At 62.2% G+C, this 15367-nt stretch carries 16 protein-coding genes; 10 read left to right on the top strand and 6 right to left on the bottom strand.

What is annotated here, in order from left to right; translation table 11 throughout:
• The first annotated feature begins 171 nt into the window (after positions 1-171).
• From CQ015_RS11055 to CQ015_RS11030, 6 genes are all read left to right on the top strand, one after another.
• Entirely contained in the window at positions 172-714 is a 543-nt protein-coding gene (locus tag CQ015_RS11055) for a thymidylate kinase (protein WP_258138299.1), read from the top strand.
• 9 nt (positions 715-723) lie between these two features.
• Positions 724-1326 carry a HutD family protein gene (locus CQ015_RS11050; protein WP_105650128.1) on the top strand — a complete coding sequence of 201 codons (603 nt, stop codon included), beginning with the start codon at positions 724-726 and terminating at the stop codon, positions 1324-1326.
• A 311-nt stretch (positions 1327-1637) separates the two neighbouring features.
• Positions 1638-2939 carry an isocitrate lyase gene (gene aceA / locus CQ015_RS11045; RefSeq protein WP_105650127.1) on the top strand — a complete coding sequence of 434 codons (1302 nt, stop codon included), beginning with the start codon at positions 1638-1640 and terminating at the stop codon, positions 2937-2939.
• Positions 2940-3017: 78 nt separating this feature from the next.
• Positions 3018-4655 (top strand): malate synthase A, encoded by a 1638-nt coding sequence (gene aceB / locus CQ015_RS11040; protein WP_105650126.1) that lies wholly within the window; start codon positions 3018-3020, stop codon positions 4653-4655.
• A 339-nt stretch (positions 4656-4994) separates the two neighbouring features.
• A complete protein-coding gene (locus CQ015_RS11035; RefSeq protein WP_105650125.1) occupies positions 4995-5396 on the top strand; it encodes a hypothetical protein in 402 nt (133 codons plus the stop codon).
• 146 nt (positions 5397-5542) lie between these two features.
• The gene (locus tag CQ015_RS11030) at positions 5543-6580 is read left to right on the top strand and encodes an alpha/beta hydrolase (RefSeq protein WP_105650124.1); all 1038 of its coding nucleotides are present in this window, start codon (positions 5543-5545) and stop codon (positions 6578-6580) included.
• Here CQ015_RS11030 and CQ015_RS11025 read toward each other — a convergent pair whose 3' ends face one another.
• Positions 6581-7153 carry a histidine phosphatase family protein gene (locus tag CQ015_RS11025; RefSeq protein ID WP_105569736.1) on the bottom strand — a complete coding sequence of 191 codons (573 nt, stop codon included), beginning with the start codon at positions 7151-7153 and terminating at the stop codon, positions 6581-6583.
• A gap of 248 nt (positions 7154-7401) precedes the next feature.
• Between CQ015_RS11025 and CQ015_RS11020 the strand changes: the two genes are divergently transcribed.
• Entirely contained in the window at positions 7402-8730 is a 1329-nt protein-coding gene (locus CQ015_RS11020) for an amino acid permease (RefSeq protein WP_258138352.1), read from the top strand.
• A 61-nt stretch (positions 8731-8791) separates the two neighbouring features.
• Here CQ015_RS11020 and CQ015_RS11015 read toward each other — a convergent pair whose 3' ends face one another.
• On the bottom strand, positions 8792-9448 hold the full coding sequence (locus CQ015_RS11015) for a YoaK family protein (protein WP_105650122.1): 657 nt from the start codon (positions 9446-9448) through the stop codon (positions 8792-8794).
• Between the two features lie 90 nt (positions 9449-9538).
• Here CQ015_RS11015 and CQ015_RS11010 point away from each other — a divergent pair, with 90 nt between their 5' ends.
• Entirely contained in the window at positions 9539-10195 is a 657-nt protein-coding gene (locus CQ015_RS11010) for a DsbA family protein (RefSeq protein ID WP_105650121.1), read from the top strand.
• Between the two features lie 51 nt (positions 10196-10246).
• Here the strand turns inward: CQ015_RS11010 and CQ015_RS11005 are convergent, their stop codons facing one another.
• Both CQ015_RS11005 and CQ015_RS11000 read right to left on the bottom strand, forming a co-directional pair.
• Entirely contained in the window at positions 10247-10879 is a 633-nt protein-coding gene (locus CQ015_RS11005) for a LytR C-terminal domain-containing protein (protein WP_105650120.1), read from the bottom strand.
• A gap of 65 nt (positions 10880-10944) precedes the next feature.
• Positions 10945-11244 (bottom strand): type II toxin-antitoxin system VapB family antitoxin, encoded by a 300-nt coding sequence (locus CQ015_RS11000; RefSeq protein WP_181148438.1) that lies wholly within the window; start codon positions 11242-11244, stop codon positions 10945-10947.
• Positions 11245-11503: 259 nt separating this feature from the next.
• On the opposite strand from CQ015_RS11000, the gene CQ015_RS10995 reads away from it, so the two are divergent.
• Positions 11504-12544 (top strand): isopenicillin N synthase family oxygenase, encoded by a 1041-nt coding sequence (locus CQ015_RS10995; protein ID WP_105650119.1) that lies wholly within the window; start codon positions 11504-11506, stop codon positions 12542-12544.
• Between the two features lie 245 nt (positions 12545-12789).
• Here CQ015_RS10995 and CQ015_RS10990 read toward each other — a convergent pair whose 3' ends face one another.
• Both CQ015_RS10990 and CQ015_RS10985 read right to left on the bottom strand, forming a co-directional pair.
• Entirely contained in the window at positions 12790-13557 is a 768-nt protein-coding gene (locus CQ015_RS10990; protein WP_181150403.1) for a response regulator transcription factor, read from the bottom strand.
• 76 nt (positions 13558-13633) lie between these two features.
• Positions 13634-14005: a VOC family protein gene (locus CQ015_RS10985; protein ID WP_105650117.1), complete on the bottom strand. Its 372-nt coding sequence runs from the start codon at positions 14003-14005 to the stop codon at positions 13634-13636.
• A 432-nt stretch (positions 14006-14437) separates the two neighbouring features.
• On the opposite strand from CQ015_RS10985, the gene CQ015_RS10980 reads away from it, so the two are divergent.
• The coding region (locus tag CQ015_RS10980) for an integrase core domain-containing protein (protein ID WP_105650116.1) at positions 14438-15367 on the top strand (930 nt) is incomplete at its 3' end.

The following is a 15367-nucleotide window of genomic DNA, read 5'->3' as shown; positions in this document are numbered from 1 at the left end:
CCAGAAATTGGTATCACCACGGCGTTGCCACTCGTTATACGTTTCGAGCACACTGTCCATCCACCAATATTCGAAGGGAGCCGCAAGATCGCCTCCATTGCCATTAGACCCATCACGCCTGCCGTTCGAGCCCCCGCCGAGGATTCCTGCCAGGCCCTGATTATTCTGGGCATGGACGGTGCGGGGAAAACCACCACCATCCGCGAACTGGTGCGCAGCTTGGAGCTCCGTGGCCAAGCTGCCCAAAGCCTGGCAAACCCTGCCGGGCGCCGCTGGCTGACGCGTGCGGAACAAAAGCTCGGGCTCACTATGCCAATAGCCCTTCAGAACGCGATGGAGACGATGATCCGCACCGGCAACATCGCCTTGAACGCTAGGCGAGCCGCGCTGTTCCCGGGCGTGACCGTGATGGACCGCCACCTCTTTTGCCAGCTTGCGCTGCGCAGCATCCGCCAGTTGCCGCACGGACGCTTCCTGACTTGGCTGGCCCGGAACAGCGTGCAGCGGGCGCAGGTGGTAGTACTCGACGTCGACGTGCGCACCGCTCATTCTCGCATCCTTGCGCGCGGCGAGGATTCGGAAACCTACGCCTTCCTGCATGCCAGCCGGGCAGAGTATCTGCGGCTTGCGGCAACCCACGGCTGGCCCGTCATCGATGCCACGCAGAGCACCGCGCGGGTGGTCGATGAGCTGATGACCCTCTTGGAGAAGTAAACTCGAACCATGAGTGAAGCTCCCCAGCAATTCCTGCCAGGTTCCGTCACCCCGCTTGCCCAGAGCAGCAAGAAGCAGTGGGAGCTGGGCCAGATCCGCCAGATCTGCGCCGGTGAATTGACGGACGGCGGGCAGCTCACCGCGGCATCCCAAGATTCGGGCAGCTGGCAACTATCGATTCGCTCGATCGAAAAGGCCGGGTCCTTCCACAACGCGGGGACCTCGCAGGTGCTCACCCTGCTAGCCGGAGATTTTCTCCAGCTCGACGTCGACGGGCAGGCGCAAGGCCTGGAACCGCTGCGCCCCCTAAAAATTGAAACGGCCAACCCGGTGACAACCAGCCAGCCCGCACAGGAGCTGCTGGTTCTGCATCTGCTCACCCGGCCCGAGCGAGTACGCGGCACGGTGCGCATCGTTGAGCTTTCCAAGAAGCGCGAGCAGTACCTCTTCGATGGCCAGCTGGGCATCATGCTGCAGGGCAACGGCGTCCTGACGCTGCACGGCGAAGAGCGCAAGCTCGAACTGCGCGATACCGTCATCGGCGGTGATGCGGCCGAACCGACGATCTCCGGGCGCGGATTCATGGCCGTCGTTTCGCTAGACCTGCCGTAACCGCCATAGATCGCACACACCTGACTTAGCTGCCTTTGGCGCGCCCAAAAACCCCAAACCGCCACCACTTCATTCCTCAAGAAAAACACTTCTTCAGATTACGAAGTCTCCAAATCAACCATTTCTGCCATTTTTCACTTATTCATGCGAAGAAACCTACTTTTTTCAGCTTTCTCGAAGAACCGCGAATCTTTCCCTCGAATACCCCTATTCGCCCCCTTGCATCTACGGAAAAGTAAGTGTCACGAAGAAGTTCACCGCATCTCTCCGATTCGGGCGAACACCAACATGTGGGCGAAGGGGCCAGAACAATGACCGAGCAGAATTCGATCGACAACCGCATCACAACTATCGAAAACGATTGGGCGAACAACCCACGCTGGAGCGGGACCACCCGCGACTACAGCGCAGCCGACGTCGTGAAACTGCAGGGCCGGGTTCAGGAAGAGCACACCCTGGCCAAGCGTGGCTCCGAGAAGCTGTGGAAGCAGCTGACCGAAGAAACCCCGACCGGCGGCTACACCAACGCACTGGGTGCGTTGACCGGCAACCAGGCGGTCCAGCAGGTCAAGGCCGGCCTGCGGGCCATCTACCTCTCCGGTTGGCAGGTCGCCGCGGATGCAAACATTTCCGGCCAGACCTACCCGGACCAGTCGCTCTACCCGGCCAACTCGGTTCCGCAGGTCGTACGCCGCATCAACAACGCGTTGCTCCGTGCAGATGAGATCGAATTCTCCGAGGGCATCCAAAGCGTCGAGGACTGGATGGTCCCGATCGTCGCAGATGCCGAGGCAGGATTCGGCGGCCCGCTGAACGCCTACGAGCTGATGAAGTCGATGATCACCGCCGGTGCCTCGGGAGTCCACTGGGAAGACCAGCTGGCTTCGGAAAAGAAGTGCGGCCACCTCGGCGGCAAGGTGCTGATCCCTACCCAGCAGCACGTCCGCACGCTGAATGCGGCCCGCCTGGCGGCCGACGTGGCCGGCACTCCCTCGGTGGTCATCGCCCGCACCGACGCCGAGGCGGCAACCCTGATCACCTCGGATGTCGACGAACGCGATCAGCAATTCATCACCGGCGAGCGCACCGCGGAGGGCTTCTATAAGGTCCGCAACGGCATCGAACCATGCATCGCCCGCGCCAAGGCCTACGCTCCGTACTCCGACCTCATCTGGATGGAAACCGGAACCCCGGACCTGGAAATGGCCCGCAAGTTCGCCGAATCGGTCAAGGCCGACTTCCCGGATCAGATGCTCTCCTACAACTGCTCGCCTTCCTTCAACTGGAAGAAGCACCTGGACGACGCGACGATCGCCAAGTTCCAGCGCGAACTCGGCGCGATGGGCTTCAGCTTCCAGTTCATCACGCTGGCCGGCTTCCACGCGCTGAACCACTCGATGTTCGACCTCGCCGAGGGCTATGCCCGCGAAGGCATGAGCGCCTACGTCGAACTGCAGGAGCGCGAATTCGCCTCCGAGTCCCGCGGCTACACCGCAACCAAGCACCAGCGCGAAGTAGGCACCGGCTACTTCGACGCGATCGCCACGGCATTGAACCCCAATGCCTCCACCCTCGCTCTGGTCGGCTCCACCGAAGAAGGCCAGTTCCACTAACTCGGACCCCAGCGGTCCGGACGGTGGGGCCGGCAATGACGCCGGCCCCACCGCCCTCAAACTTTTAAGGAAAAGATCATGTCAACCCCCACCTCCCTGAACCCGATCCAGATCACCGCTACCCCAGTGCGCTACCAGGAGCAGATCCTCACCGCACAGGCCCTTGAATTCATCGCCGCCCTGCACCAGGCGTTCGAAGGCCGCCGCGCCGAGCTGATGCAGCGCCGCCAGCTGAATCGGGCGCGCATCGCCAATGGCAAGGACCCGAAGTTCCTGGAGGAAACCCGCCACATCCGCGAAGATTCAAGCTGGCAGGTGGCCCCGATCGCTCCGGGCCTGGAGGACCGCCGGGTGGAGATCACCGGACCGATCGAGCGCAAGATGGCGATCAACGCGTTGAACTCCGGCGCGAACGTGTGGCTGGCCGACATGGAAGACGCCTGCTCACCGACCTGGCAGAACGTGATCAAGAACCAGGTGAACCTGCTGCGCGTGCTGGACGGCGAGCTCGACTTCACCGCCCCGGACGGCCGGGACTACAAGCTGCACAGCTACGAGCTGTCGCAGCTGCCAACCATCGTGGTCCGCCCGCGTGGGCTGCACCTGCCGGAGAAGCACCTGCTGATCGACGGGACGCCGATCGCCGGCGCCTTTGTCGACTTCGGCCTGCATTTCTTCCACAACGCCCAGCGGCTGATCGATTCGGGCCGCGGCGCCTACTACTACCTGCCGAAGCTGGAGAACCACCTGGAGGCGCGGCTGTGGAACGACGTGTTCCTGCAGGCCCAACAGCTGCTGGGCATCGATCGCGGCACCATCCGCGCCACGGTGCTCATCGAGACCATCACCGCAGCCTTCGAGATGGAGGAGATCCTCTACGAGCTGCGTGAGCACTCGGCCGGGCTGAACGCCGGACGCTGGGACTACATCTTCTCGATCATCAAGAACTTCCGTTCCCGCGGCCCGCGCTTCGTCTTCCCGGACCGGGACCTGGTGACCATGACCAGCCCGTTCATGCGCGCCTACACCGAGCAGCTGGTCCGTGCCTGCCACCGCCGCGGCGCCAGCGCCATCGGCGGAATGAGCGCCTTCGTGCCCAGCCGCAAGGACGCCTCCATCAACCAGCTCGCCTTCGCGAAGGTCTCCGAGGACAAGTCCCGCGAGGCCAACGACGGCTTCGACGGCTCCTGGGTGGCCCACCCGGACCTGGTGCCGGTGGCCCGCGAGGTGTACGACGAGGTTTTGGGCGCCAACGCGAACCAGATCTCCCGGACCCGCGAGGACGTGGAAGTTTCCGAAAGCGAGCTGCTGAACGTGGCAGGCCTGGAGGGCCGGATCACCGAGCGCGGGATCCGCGAGAACATCGAGATCGCCATCCGCTACATCGAGTCCTGGCTGCGCGGCAACGGCGCGGTGGCGCTTCGCAACCTGATGGAGGATGCGGCCACCGCGGAGATCTCCCGCTCCCAGCTGTGGCAGTGGATCCACCAGTCGGCCATCACCGACGAGGGCGAGATCATCACCCGCCGCTGGGTGCAGGATCTGGCCGAAGAAACCATGGAGCGGATCGAGCGCTTCGAGGGGGACCGCTTCGAGCAGGCGGTGGAGATCTTCGAGGCCAGCGCGCTGCGCGACGACTTCCCGACCTTCCTGACCAAGAACGCCTACCTGCGCTACCTGGACACCCCGGCTCCGGCCTACGAGATGGCGGGCTAGTCCAGGACACCAACTCGGCTGCACGCGCCTGAACTCAACAAGCGAAGCGGTACGGCCACGAATTGCGGCATTCATCGGATGGTAACCAGCCCATCCGGGGGATGCCGTTTTTCGTGCCCCGTAGTTGCCACGCCATGCTAGGCATTGACCGCTCGACCTCTGGCGCTTCTCGTTCGCAAAGCGGAATTGAAATCCGAAAATGAGTTGATCATCGCGTTCCAAGCAGCTGGAATTCCATATGACCTTGCGAAGGACGCGGCGTGGGTCATCATGAACATCATCATCTAGTTGATACCAGCCAGATGGTAAGTTAGACGTTTTAAATGGTATGGAGAATTTGTGGCTGAAACTACCGACGACGATAAACCTTTGAACAAGGCCATCGCGATTTTCTGGGTGATACTGGTTCTCTTTGCAGTCTTGGTGTTCATCTCGCTTCCGCTTTCGGCGGGCATCGGAAGTTCAATTTTGATTTTTGGAATGGAACAAGTTCGTCAAGATATTGCTGGTTGGTTCGTTTACTGGGCGATGGGCACGTTGATTGCGACTGCGATTGTCGCCGGAATCATTGAAGCTGTACTCAAGTCGAAACTTCTAGGCAACAAGCCTCTTCGAGAAGCCGCATCATGGTCCACCGGATTTGTTGTCATGACTGTTTGCTACTCGGGATTTTTCTACTCTTGGGTGGCTTGTGTGGTTGCTTCAGCAGTCTCAGCATTGTTGTTCATCTTGTTGCTGTGAATCGTCAAGAAGTTTCCTGCACCTAGGCGACCCACGTCGCAAGCGGACTGAGCACTACCAATGTACGGCCACGAATAACGGCATTCATCGGATGGTAACCAGCTCATCCGGGGGATGCCGTTTTTCGTGCCCCGTAGGATGTTTCCATGGCCTTCCAATTTCGTTCCCCCGCCGCCGGCCGCTGGGAGGCGGACCTCCTGGGCGAGGGCTTCGCCCGGCGCACGCTCCCGCTGTCCGACGGGTCAACCGCGACGCTGATCCGCCACCGCCCGAAATCCGCGCGGCCGCAATTCGCCCCGCCCTTGCGCGGGCTGGCGATCCTCTACGTGCACGGCTGGTCCGACTACTACTTCCAGCGCGAATTGGCGCAGTTCCTGAGCACCGCGGGAGCCGACTTCTACGCGCTGGATCTGCGCAACTACGGGCGCAACCTCACCGCGGACAGCACCCCGGGGTTCATCACCGATCTGGAGGACTACTTCGAGGAATTCGATGCGGCGCACCGGATCATCTCCAGCGCCCACCCGGGAACCCGCTTCGTGATGCTCGCCCATTCCACCGGCGGGCTGAGCGCCGCCCTGTATGCCGCGGCGCACCCGGCAAAGGTGGACGCGCTGGCGCTGAACAGCCCCTGGCTGGAATTCCAGGCCTCCGAGTTGGGGCGCACCGCCCTGGCGAAGCTCCTGGCGGTGGCCAGCGGGCGCAATCCGCACCGGAACCTGCCAACCATCGACCCGGGCTTCTACACCCGCACCGTCTCAAACCGCTTCGAGGGCGAATGGGACTATGACCTGCAATGGCGTCCGGCCAACGGATTCACGCTCAGCACCGGATTCATCTCCGCGGTATTCGCCGCCCAGGCGAAGGTGAAAAAGGGGTTGGAGCTGCGCCAGCCGGTGCTGGTGATGCTCAGCGCCCGGGACTACCTGCTGCCGCGCTGGAGTGACGCGGCCACCCGCTCAGATGTGGCGCTGAACGTGCAGGTGGTCGCGCAGCGCAGCATCAACCTGGGCCGCGAGCTGCACCTGGTGCGGCTGCCCGATGCGCTGCACGACGTGTTCCTCTCCGCCGCGCCGGTGCGCTCCGCGGCCTACCTGCGCCTGGGTTCCTGGTTGGCCACGGTCAAGAACCGGCAGGCCGACTCGTCGCTTGCGCGCAGCGTGCGGCGCACCGTGGGCGGCTAGCTACGGTGCGGTGACCGGAGGCTGCGGCACCCGGTCGTTGACCAGTTCCAGCTCCCAGCCCGCGGCGCGGCGGGCGAGGATCGCCACCGAGCCGTTGCGGATGGTATCTAATTTGTAGCCGGCGAAATGCGAGAGCGTGTAGCGGATGATCGTGCCGTGGCAGACCACCGCGACGTTCTGCCCCGGGTAGTCCGCGGCGATCTGCTCGATCGCGCGCAGCCCGCGGTCCACCACCGATTCCAGCGCTTCGATGCCCCCGCCCAGCTTGCCCGGCCAGCGCTCCGCCGCCTCGGTCTCCAGCACCCCTTCGCCCTCGCCGTAGTCCCGCTCGATCAGCAGATCGTAGGCCGGGCCGAGCTCCAGCCCCAACCCGTCGGCAATAATCTGCGCCGTTTCCCGCGCGCGGCTCAGCGGGGAGGAGACGATCGCGTCCCAGCGCCCGGCGCCGAGCACCGCCACCGCCTCGCGGGCCTGCCCGCGCCCGGTGTCGTTCAAGGCGATATCGCTGCTTCCCTGCAATCGGCCTTCGAGGTTCCAGCGGGTCTGTCCATGCCTGATAAATCCGAGTTCCATAGGGCCATTCTGCCACCGGGCACCCGGTGCCTGCCCCCTGCGGATGAGCTATCTCACGCTAGAGCTTCGCCACAAAGCGCCCCGCCGCGCCTCCGGCAGCACGTAAGATGCTTGAGGCAGCGGCTGGCTTGAACCTTCAAGTCTCCGGCCGCAGATCGCATGCACCTCAAAGTAGATCCGAGTATTTCATCGTGACCGATATCAAGGCGTCCCTCGCCCGCGGGCTCACGGCCCGCCACATCCGCTTCATGGCCCTCGGCTCGGCCATCGGCACCGGATTGTTCTACGGCTCCTCCGCCGCCATCCAGGCAGCCGGCCCGGCCGTGCTCTTCGCCTACATGATCGGCGGCGCGGCGGTATTCATCGTCATGCGCGCCATGGGCGAGATGGCCGTCAAGCATCCGGTCTCCGGATCCTTCGCCCACTACGCCTCGCGCTACCTGGGCCGCTTCGCCGGGTTCGTCACCGGGTGGACGTTCACCTTCGAGATGGCGATCGTGGCAATCGCCGACGTCACCGCCTTCGGCATCTACATGCGCTTCTGGTTCCCGCAGGTGCCGCAGTGGATCTGGGTGCTGGCGGTGGTGCTGCTGATCGCCGCGATCAACCTGATGAAGGTCAAGGTCTTCGGCGAAACCGAATTCTGGTTGGCGGTCATCAAGGTCACCGCGATCATCGCGATGATCATCGGCGGCGCCGCGCTGATCCTCTTCGGCTTCAACGCCCCGGACGCCGAAACGGCCACCGGCTTTGCCACGCTGATGAGCGCCGGCACGCTGTTCCCCAACGGCTTCATGGGACTGCTGCTGTCCTTCGCCGTGGTGATGTTCGCCTTCGGCGGCATCGAAACCATCGGCATCACCGCCGGCGAAGCGGAGGATCCGGGCAAGTCGGTGCCCGCGGCGATCAACACCGTACCCTGGCGCATCCTGCTGTTCTACGTGGCCTCGCTGGCGATCGTGATGATGCTCTTCGACTGGCGCCAGATCGACGGTTCGGCCTCGCCGTTTGTGCAGATCTTCGACGCGCTGGGCATCCCGGCGGCCGCCCACGTGCTCAACGCGGTGGTCATCACCGCCGCGGTGTCGGCGATCAACGCGGACACCTTCGGCGCCGGGCGGATGATGTTCGCGATGTCCCGCGAGGGCCACGCGCCGGCTTCCTTCGCGAAGATCTCACGCCACGGGGTGCCGTGGATGACGGTGCTGATCATGTCCATCGTGCTGCTGGTCGGCGTGCTGCTCAACGCCCTGCTGCCCGAATCGCTGTTCATGATCATCGCCTCGATCGCGACCTTCGCCACCGTCTGGGTGTGGATCATGATCCTCGCCTCCTACCTGGCCATGCGCCGCCAGGAGAAGTCCGGCGTCCTGGTGGACCGCGAATTCGCGGTTCCCGGGGGCACCGCCAGCGCCTGGATCGCGCTGGTGTTCATGGCCTTCGTGGTTGTGCTGCTGGCCTTGAGCGCCGAGACCCGCATTGCGCTCTACGCGGGCGCCGGCTGGCTGGTGCTGCTCGCGGTGGCCTACAAGTTCCTGGTCCGTTCCCCGCAAGCCGAGCTGGTTTCCAGCAAATAACTTCCGGAGCACGCCACATGCTGCCCCCGCGGACCGCCCCGGTCCGCGGGGGCAGCATGGTTTAAAGGGCGGTGCTATCCAATCGGCGCTCGCGCCACAGCCCCAGGCTGGCCCAGGCCAGCATGCCCCCGGCCACCAACCACAGGGCGTCCAATCCCAGTAGCAGATAGGCGAAAGCCCCGCAGACCGAGCCGAGGGTGATCATCGCCCACAGGATCGCGTAGGGCACCCACAGCGCACGGTTCGCCCCGGACAGCGCCCCGGCCAGATGCTGGCCGAGTTTCACCAGGGTGCCGGTCATATAGGTCAGCCCCAGCGAAACCTCCCCGGAGCGCGTGTAGCTGACGTTGACCGCGCCCATGGCTGCCGCCAGCAGGCAGGCGGTCAGCACATTTCCCGCCGCACCCAGCACGGCCGCGCCCAGCAGCAGGGTGGCGGATAGATACATCACCCGGGGCCGCCGGTAGCGCGTGGCCCGGGCGGAAAACAGGGTTGCGAGCATGACCCCCAAGACAAAGCTCGCCACAAATCCCATGGCCAACCACCATCCGCTCGCGTCTCCGGTGGCCAGGGCCGCGGAGGATCTGGTGGAGTTCCCGGACATGAAGGAGAGGAAATAACCGGAGAAGTGCAAGAAGCCCACCCCGTCGACGAAGCCCGCCATCATGGTGATTCCGCCGGCAAAAATAATGCCCTTATAGCTCAACGACTTGGCCATCGTCCTCCTGACGGTGCATAGGTTCTGCCTATTCCATCTTGCCATCGCCGCGGCGGGAATGTTGCGCAGCGGCTAATTGTTGAAGCTTGCATGAGTGAAAAACGAGTCCGTGTGGACATCTGGTCCGATATCGCCTGCCCCTGGTGCTTCATTGGCAAGCGCCGCTTCGAAAAGGGCGTAGAACAGTTCGAATTCTCCGAGAACGTCGACGTCTTCTGGCACGCCTACCAGCTGGACCCCACCCTTCCGGAGCGCTACGACGGCGACGAGGTGCAGTACCTCTCCGAAGTCAAGGGCATGGATCCCGAGCAGGTCAAGGGGATGCTGGCGCATGTCACCGAACAGGCGGCCGGCGAAGGACTGAACTACAACTTCGACGCGCTGCGCCCGGCGAACTCCTTCACCGCGCTGCGCCTGCTGGAGCACGCAAAGTCCGCGGGCAAGGGCAGCGAGCTGAAGGAGACGCTGCTTTCGGCGAACTTCGAACGCGGCCTGGACACCGGCGACCGCCAGGTGCTGGCCACGCTTGCGGCCGAGGTGGGACTCGACGAGGCAGAAGTGCAGGAGACCCTCGATTCGCCGGCCTACACCGAGGAAGTAAACGCGGACATCGCCCAGGCCCGCCAGCTGGGCATCAGCGGAGTGCCGTTCTTCGTCATCGACGGCAAATACGGGATCTCCGGGGCGCAACCGGCCGAGGCCTTCACCAATGCGCTGGCCCAGGTGCATGCCGGAGCGGTGAACTAGCTTCGCGCACCGGCTGAGCGCAACGACAGCCCCCGGAGATCTTCGCCGCCGCTATTTCGACTCGGCGCAGTGCAGCTTTCCGGGGGCGTCATTGAGCTTGCGTTCCTTCTCCAGCCCCTCGAACTTCGCCCCGACCTCCAGGTCGATGCGCGCATCACGGCGCTCCTTGTCGAAGACGAACACCGCCCCGGGCAGCTGGCGCTGAACGCTCAGCGCCTGGGCGTAGCCCTTGGGTCCGGCGATCACCGCACCCACCTCGTTTGCGTAGTCGCTCGCTGATTCGGTGATCGAGGTGATGGTAAAGCCGCGCTCCTTGAGCGTTTCTGCGGTCGCCCCCGCCAGCCCCGATTCTCCGGTGGTATTCAGCACCCGGACCTGCACCGAGGCTGGATCCTGCACCTTGAACTCAACGTCGGGGCATACCGGATTTTCGATGGTGACCGGCGTATCGGCCACCGCATCCTCCGCCGGTTCCTCGGCCAGCGGCCAATTGCCGGTAAAAATCAGCACCGCGGCCACAAAACCGAGCACAACGAGCGATGCCATCACGGAGAACACCACGTTCTGCCGGGTGCGGCGGCGCTTCTTGGCCTGCAGATCCGATTGGAAGGCCAGCTCGGACTCGCTGACGATATGCTGCCCATGCCAACTGCTTGGATCGCGACGATCCTTCGGCTCGGTCATTGGCCTACCTTCCCTGCGCACCTTTCGGCCTGCGCCCTGAGGCTATCTTGATCCGAGCCTACCCGTTAGGCGTCTAAATCCAACACCCTTGCGTGCAGCACCGATCGATGGTGCAAGGCCGAGCGCAGCGCCCGATGCAGCCCGTCCTCCAGATACAGCACCGACTGCCAACGCACCACGTGGGGGAAAAGATCTCCGTAGAAGGTCGAGTCTTCCGAAAGCAGCGCCTCCAAATCGAGCACCGTTTTCGTGGTCACCAATTCGTCGAGCTTCACCTGCTGCGGCGGAATCTCGCTCCACTGCCGAGAGGTAGTTAATTGATGCTCTGGGTAAGGGCGCGAAGCGCCAACGGCTCGGAAGATCACCTTCCAAGCATATGGAAACCCGCCGGCAAAAACACATTCCCAGGCGTTGGGGCGCATTATTCATCGCGGACGCCCAGCGCGTGAACAGGTGACGGGCAGTACCGTGAACACCCGGCGTAAACCCCTCGGAAGATTCGCCATCGCGTAGCTTGCGCCTCTATGAAGCAAAAAGCAAGGATTGTTACGACGGGAGAAACTTGGAGGAACCCGGCGTAACGGACGCTAGTAACAATTGAGTTTTTGGGTGCAGTCTAGGTGTATGAACAACGTAGTCACCGAGATCCCAGTCCTCGACATCTCTACCTCACGCAACGCCGACGGAAGCTTCAACGAAGCCTTCGTGGCAGCGCTGCGCGATGCCGCGCACCGCGTAGGGTTCTTCCAGATCGTTGGCTACGCCTCGCAGGCGAACCAAGACCAGGAACTGCTGGATACGATTGCCGAGTTCTTCAAGAAGCCCGTCGCTGAGAAGATCAAGCTCGACAACCGCAACAGCGCCCAGTTCCGCGGCTACACCCGCATGGGCACCGAAATCACCCGCGGCCGAGCCGATGCCCGCGAGCAGATCGACTACGGACCGGAGCGCGAGACCCTGTCCGAGGTGCCTGCCGACAAGCCTTATTTGAACCTGCAGGGGCCCAACCAGTTCCCGGCAGATTTCCCGCAGCTTGAGGAACGCGCCTTGGCGTGGGCCGAGCTGATGAACCAGACCGGGCACGAGCTGCTCGCGGCCATCGCCGTGGGCCTGGGCCTGCCCGAAGACCACTTCGACGAGCCATTCGCCGACACCCCGTCATGGATGGGCAAGCTGGTGCACTATGTTTCCGGCGACGTCGTACCCGACGCCGGCAACCAGGGCGTGGGTCTGCATGCGGACTACGGCTTCGTGACCTTGCTGCTTCAGGACCAGGTGGGCGGACTGCAAGTGCAGCCCTACGGCCAGGAGGAATGGATCGCGGTGCCGCCGACCCCGGGCGCGCTGGTGGTAAACCTCGGCGAGATGCTCGAAGTGGCCACCGACGGCTATCTGATGGCCACCATCCACCGAGTGGTCGCCCCGCCAGCTGGCGTCGACCGCTACTCGGTGCCGTTTTTCTACTCCCCGCGCCTGGACGCGGTGGTCGACAAGGTGCAGCTTCCGGCGGAACTCGCTGCCGTAGCGCGCGGCGTATCGGATGATCCGCATAATGCGATGCTCGCCTCTTACGGTGCGAACGTGCTCAAGGGCTGGCTGCGCGCTCACCCGCAAACCGCTGCCATTCACTACCCGGAACTGAGCAACAAAAAAACCAGCGCCTAGCCGCCGGCCTAACCACAATGCGTGAAGGCTTCGACTTGGTATTGCGCTACCATTTCGAAGCCTTCACGCACTCAAATGGGTACCAGTAATGATTGCCGCCTTGCGCGGCAGCCAGTTAATCCCCCAAGATCTAACCTCATTCAGCACAGCACCCCTATGGCTCAGGGCCATGGTGATTATTCTGCTCGATAATCCTCAAGGGTTGATTATCGGATGCTCAAGATTCGCTCAATGTTTCGCTGCGGCTAGGAACGCGAGTTTTGCTCGCCGACCATCCGGTATCCGACCCCGCGCACCGTCTCGATCCACAGCTCCGTTCGCGCCGAATCGCCCAGTTTTCGTCGCAGATTTGCGATATGCACTTCAATGCTTCGCACGGCGGCGGGTGACACGTATAGGTCCACCGCACCTGCCCCATCCTCGTCATTCAGCATTCGGGCCAGTTCCTTCTTGCTCCGCACATGCCCTGGATGCAGCAGCAACGCGCGCAGCAAGGAAAATTCGGTGGCGGTCAGCTCCACCGATTCTGCATCGATCATTACCTGCCACGTCACGACGTTCAGCGTTAGATTTCGATGGCTAAGTATTCGACCCCTCTGGCTCTCGCCTAAGGCCAGCAACCTACTGGTGCTGGCCTGGCGGCGCACGAAGGAATCGATTCGTGCCCTGAATTCCCGCTCTCGCAGCGGCTTGGACATCACGCCATCGGCCCCCGCGTCAAAGGAGTGCACGACATCGAATTCTTCATCGGATTCAAGCACCGCAAGCAAGTGGGCACTAACGCGATTTGAGAGCCGGCGCAGGGTCTCATGGCCGTCGATGTCCCGAAGTCCGGACCCAACCACTATCACCTGAGGGTTGATTCGTTCGGCTAGCTCTACTCCAATTTCTCCAGAGGAGGTCTCGTGCACGACAAATCCAACCTGTCTTAGCAGGCGCGACAGCACCGCTCGAACCTCAAACTCGTGCTCGATAACTACGGCTTTACGGACGTCCCCTGCCAAGCTAGCCACAACCCCCATTTGGTGACATAAATCACGCACTGCGTGAAGATCCATGCTACCGGATGGGGGCGTTCTTCGCGCCTGCCTAGGCCTCCTGCTCCGACAAAACGCAGAATTCATTGCCTTCCGGGTCAAGCAAGACGATCCATGGGAAATCACTGGATTCGACTTCCGCATATTTCGCACCGAGACTCAAGAGCCGCTCGACCTCTTCGTCTTGCGTGCAGTCGACCGGGCGCACATCGAGATGCACGCGGTTCTTGATCGTTTTCTCCTCCGGCACCTGAGCGAAGGTCAAGACCGGGCCTTGCGAGTCCTTAGTTGCCTCGGCAGGACCTATCGTCACCAAGCCGGCTTCTTCGCTGAGCACCGAATAGTCGAAGACCTCGCCCCAAAAACGGGCAATCAGTACCGGATTCTTGCAGTCAACGGCCAGTTCTGCGAACCTGCAACCCATTTTCAATCTCCCACATGATGGAGGAAAAGCGATTCGCTGTCCCCTCGATTACCTTGCGCGTCGGGATGCTACTCCCAAGCCCGGACTTAAATGCGAAAACCCCCGATTTCTCGGGGGTTTCCTTTGGCGGAGGATAGGGTGTCGGGTCTCAAGACATCCTTCACCCATGTCGCGGGACATCGTTCCACCCCCACACCCCGGGAAAACCTGATCCCAACACCAGATCTGACACTGCACGTAAAGTTCAAAGCCCCCCCTTCCCCGGCGTGGCAACGCACCCTGTCCTTGGACATCGTTCACTCTCAGAAATTGTGAGAACACACAACAAACAAATAATCACCGCGGTCGTTCACGGATCCATGAACGCCAAAGCGGCAGCCCACCATTTCAACGTCTCCGAATGAGCTGTCATGATGTTGGGTCAAAGAGCTCGTGCGACGCTACGCCTTCGAAGGAGAGGCAGCATTCGACTCCAGGTCTAAACAACCCAAAAAATCACCCAACAGAACACCAGAGAAAACCCGCAACCGCATCATCTTCCACCGCCAAAACCTCACCGCCAAAGGCCTCGACGCCGGAGCAGAAACCATCCAAATCCTCCTGGAAACAGAAGGCCTGACCGCACCCTCAAAATCCACCGTCCACCGCATTCTGCGCCAAGCCAACCACGTCACCGACCAACCCCAAAAACGCCCGAAAAGCTCCCTGATCCGCTTCGAAGCCGCGCTCCCCAACGAAATGTGGCAATCGGATTTCACCCACTGGAGACTGGCCGACGGCAGCGACACCGAAATCCTGGACTACATCGATGACCACTCCAGATTCCTCATCAGCATCCGCGCATACCGGCGCGTGACTGGGCACCACGTAGCAAAACAGTTCACCCAAGCCTGCGAGGAACACGGCCGGCCACAGTCCTCATTGACCGATAACGGACTGGTTTTCACCACCCGCTTCACCGGCAAGATCAACGGAGATGAACCAGCGAAGAACCAGTTCGAGAAGCTGCTCCAGGAATGGGACATCAAGCAGATCAACGGCTCACCGAACCACCCTCAAACCCAGGGCAAGATTGAACGATTCCATCGCACGCTCAAGCTCTGGCTCAATGCCCAACCACGGGCCAAAACCGTCGCCCAACTCAACGAGCAACTTGAGGAATTCAAGCACGTCTACAACATGGAAAGGCCACACAAAGCAGCGGGGAGGAAACCACCATATCTGCGCTACACGGCAACAGCGAAAGCCGTTCCGAAACCGCTTCCAAAGGACGAACGGCGCATCAGAACAGACACCGTGGACAAGGACGGAAAGCTGACGCTACGTTACGGAGGGCAGCTTCGCCACCTCGGAATGGGACGC

The organism is Arthrobacter sp. MYb221 (genome assembly GCF_002979835.1).
Classification (GTDB): Bacteria; Actinomycetota; Actinomycetes; order Actinomycetales; family Micrococcaceae; genus Glutamicibacter.
Note: the sequence above shows the minus strand (reverse complement) of the source record. Positions and strands in the feature narration are given on the sequence as shown.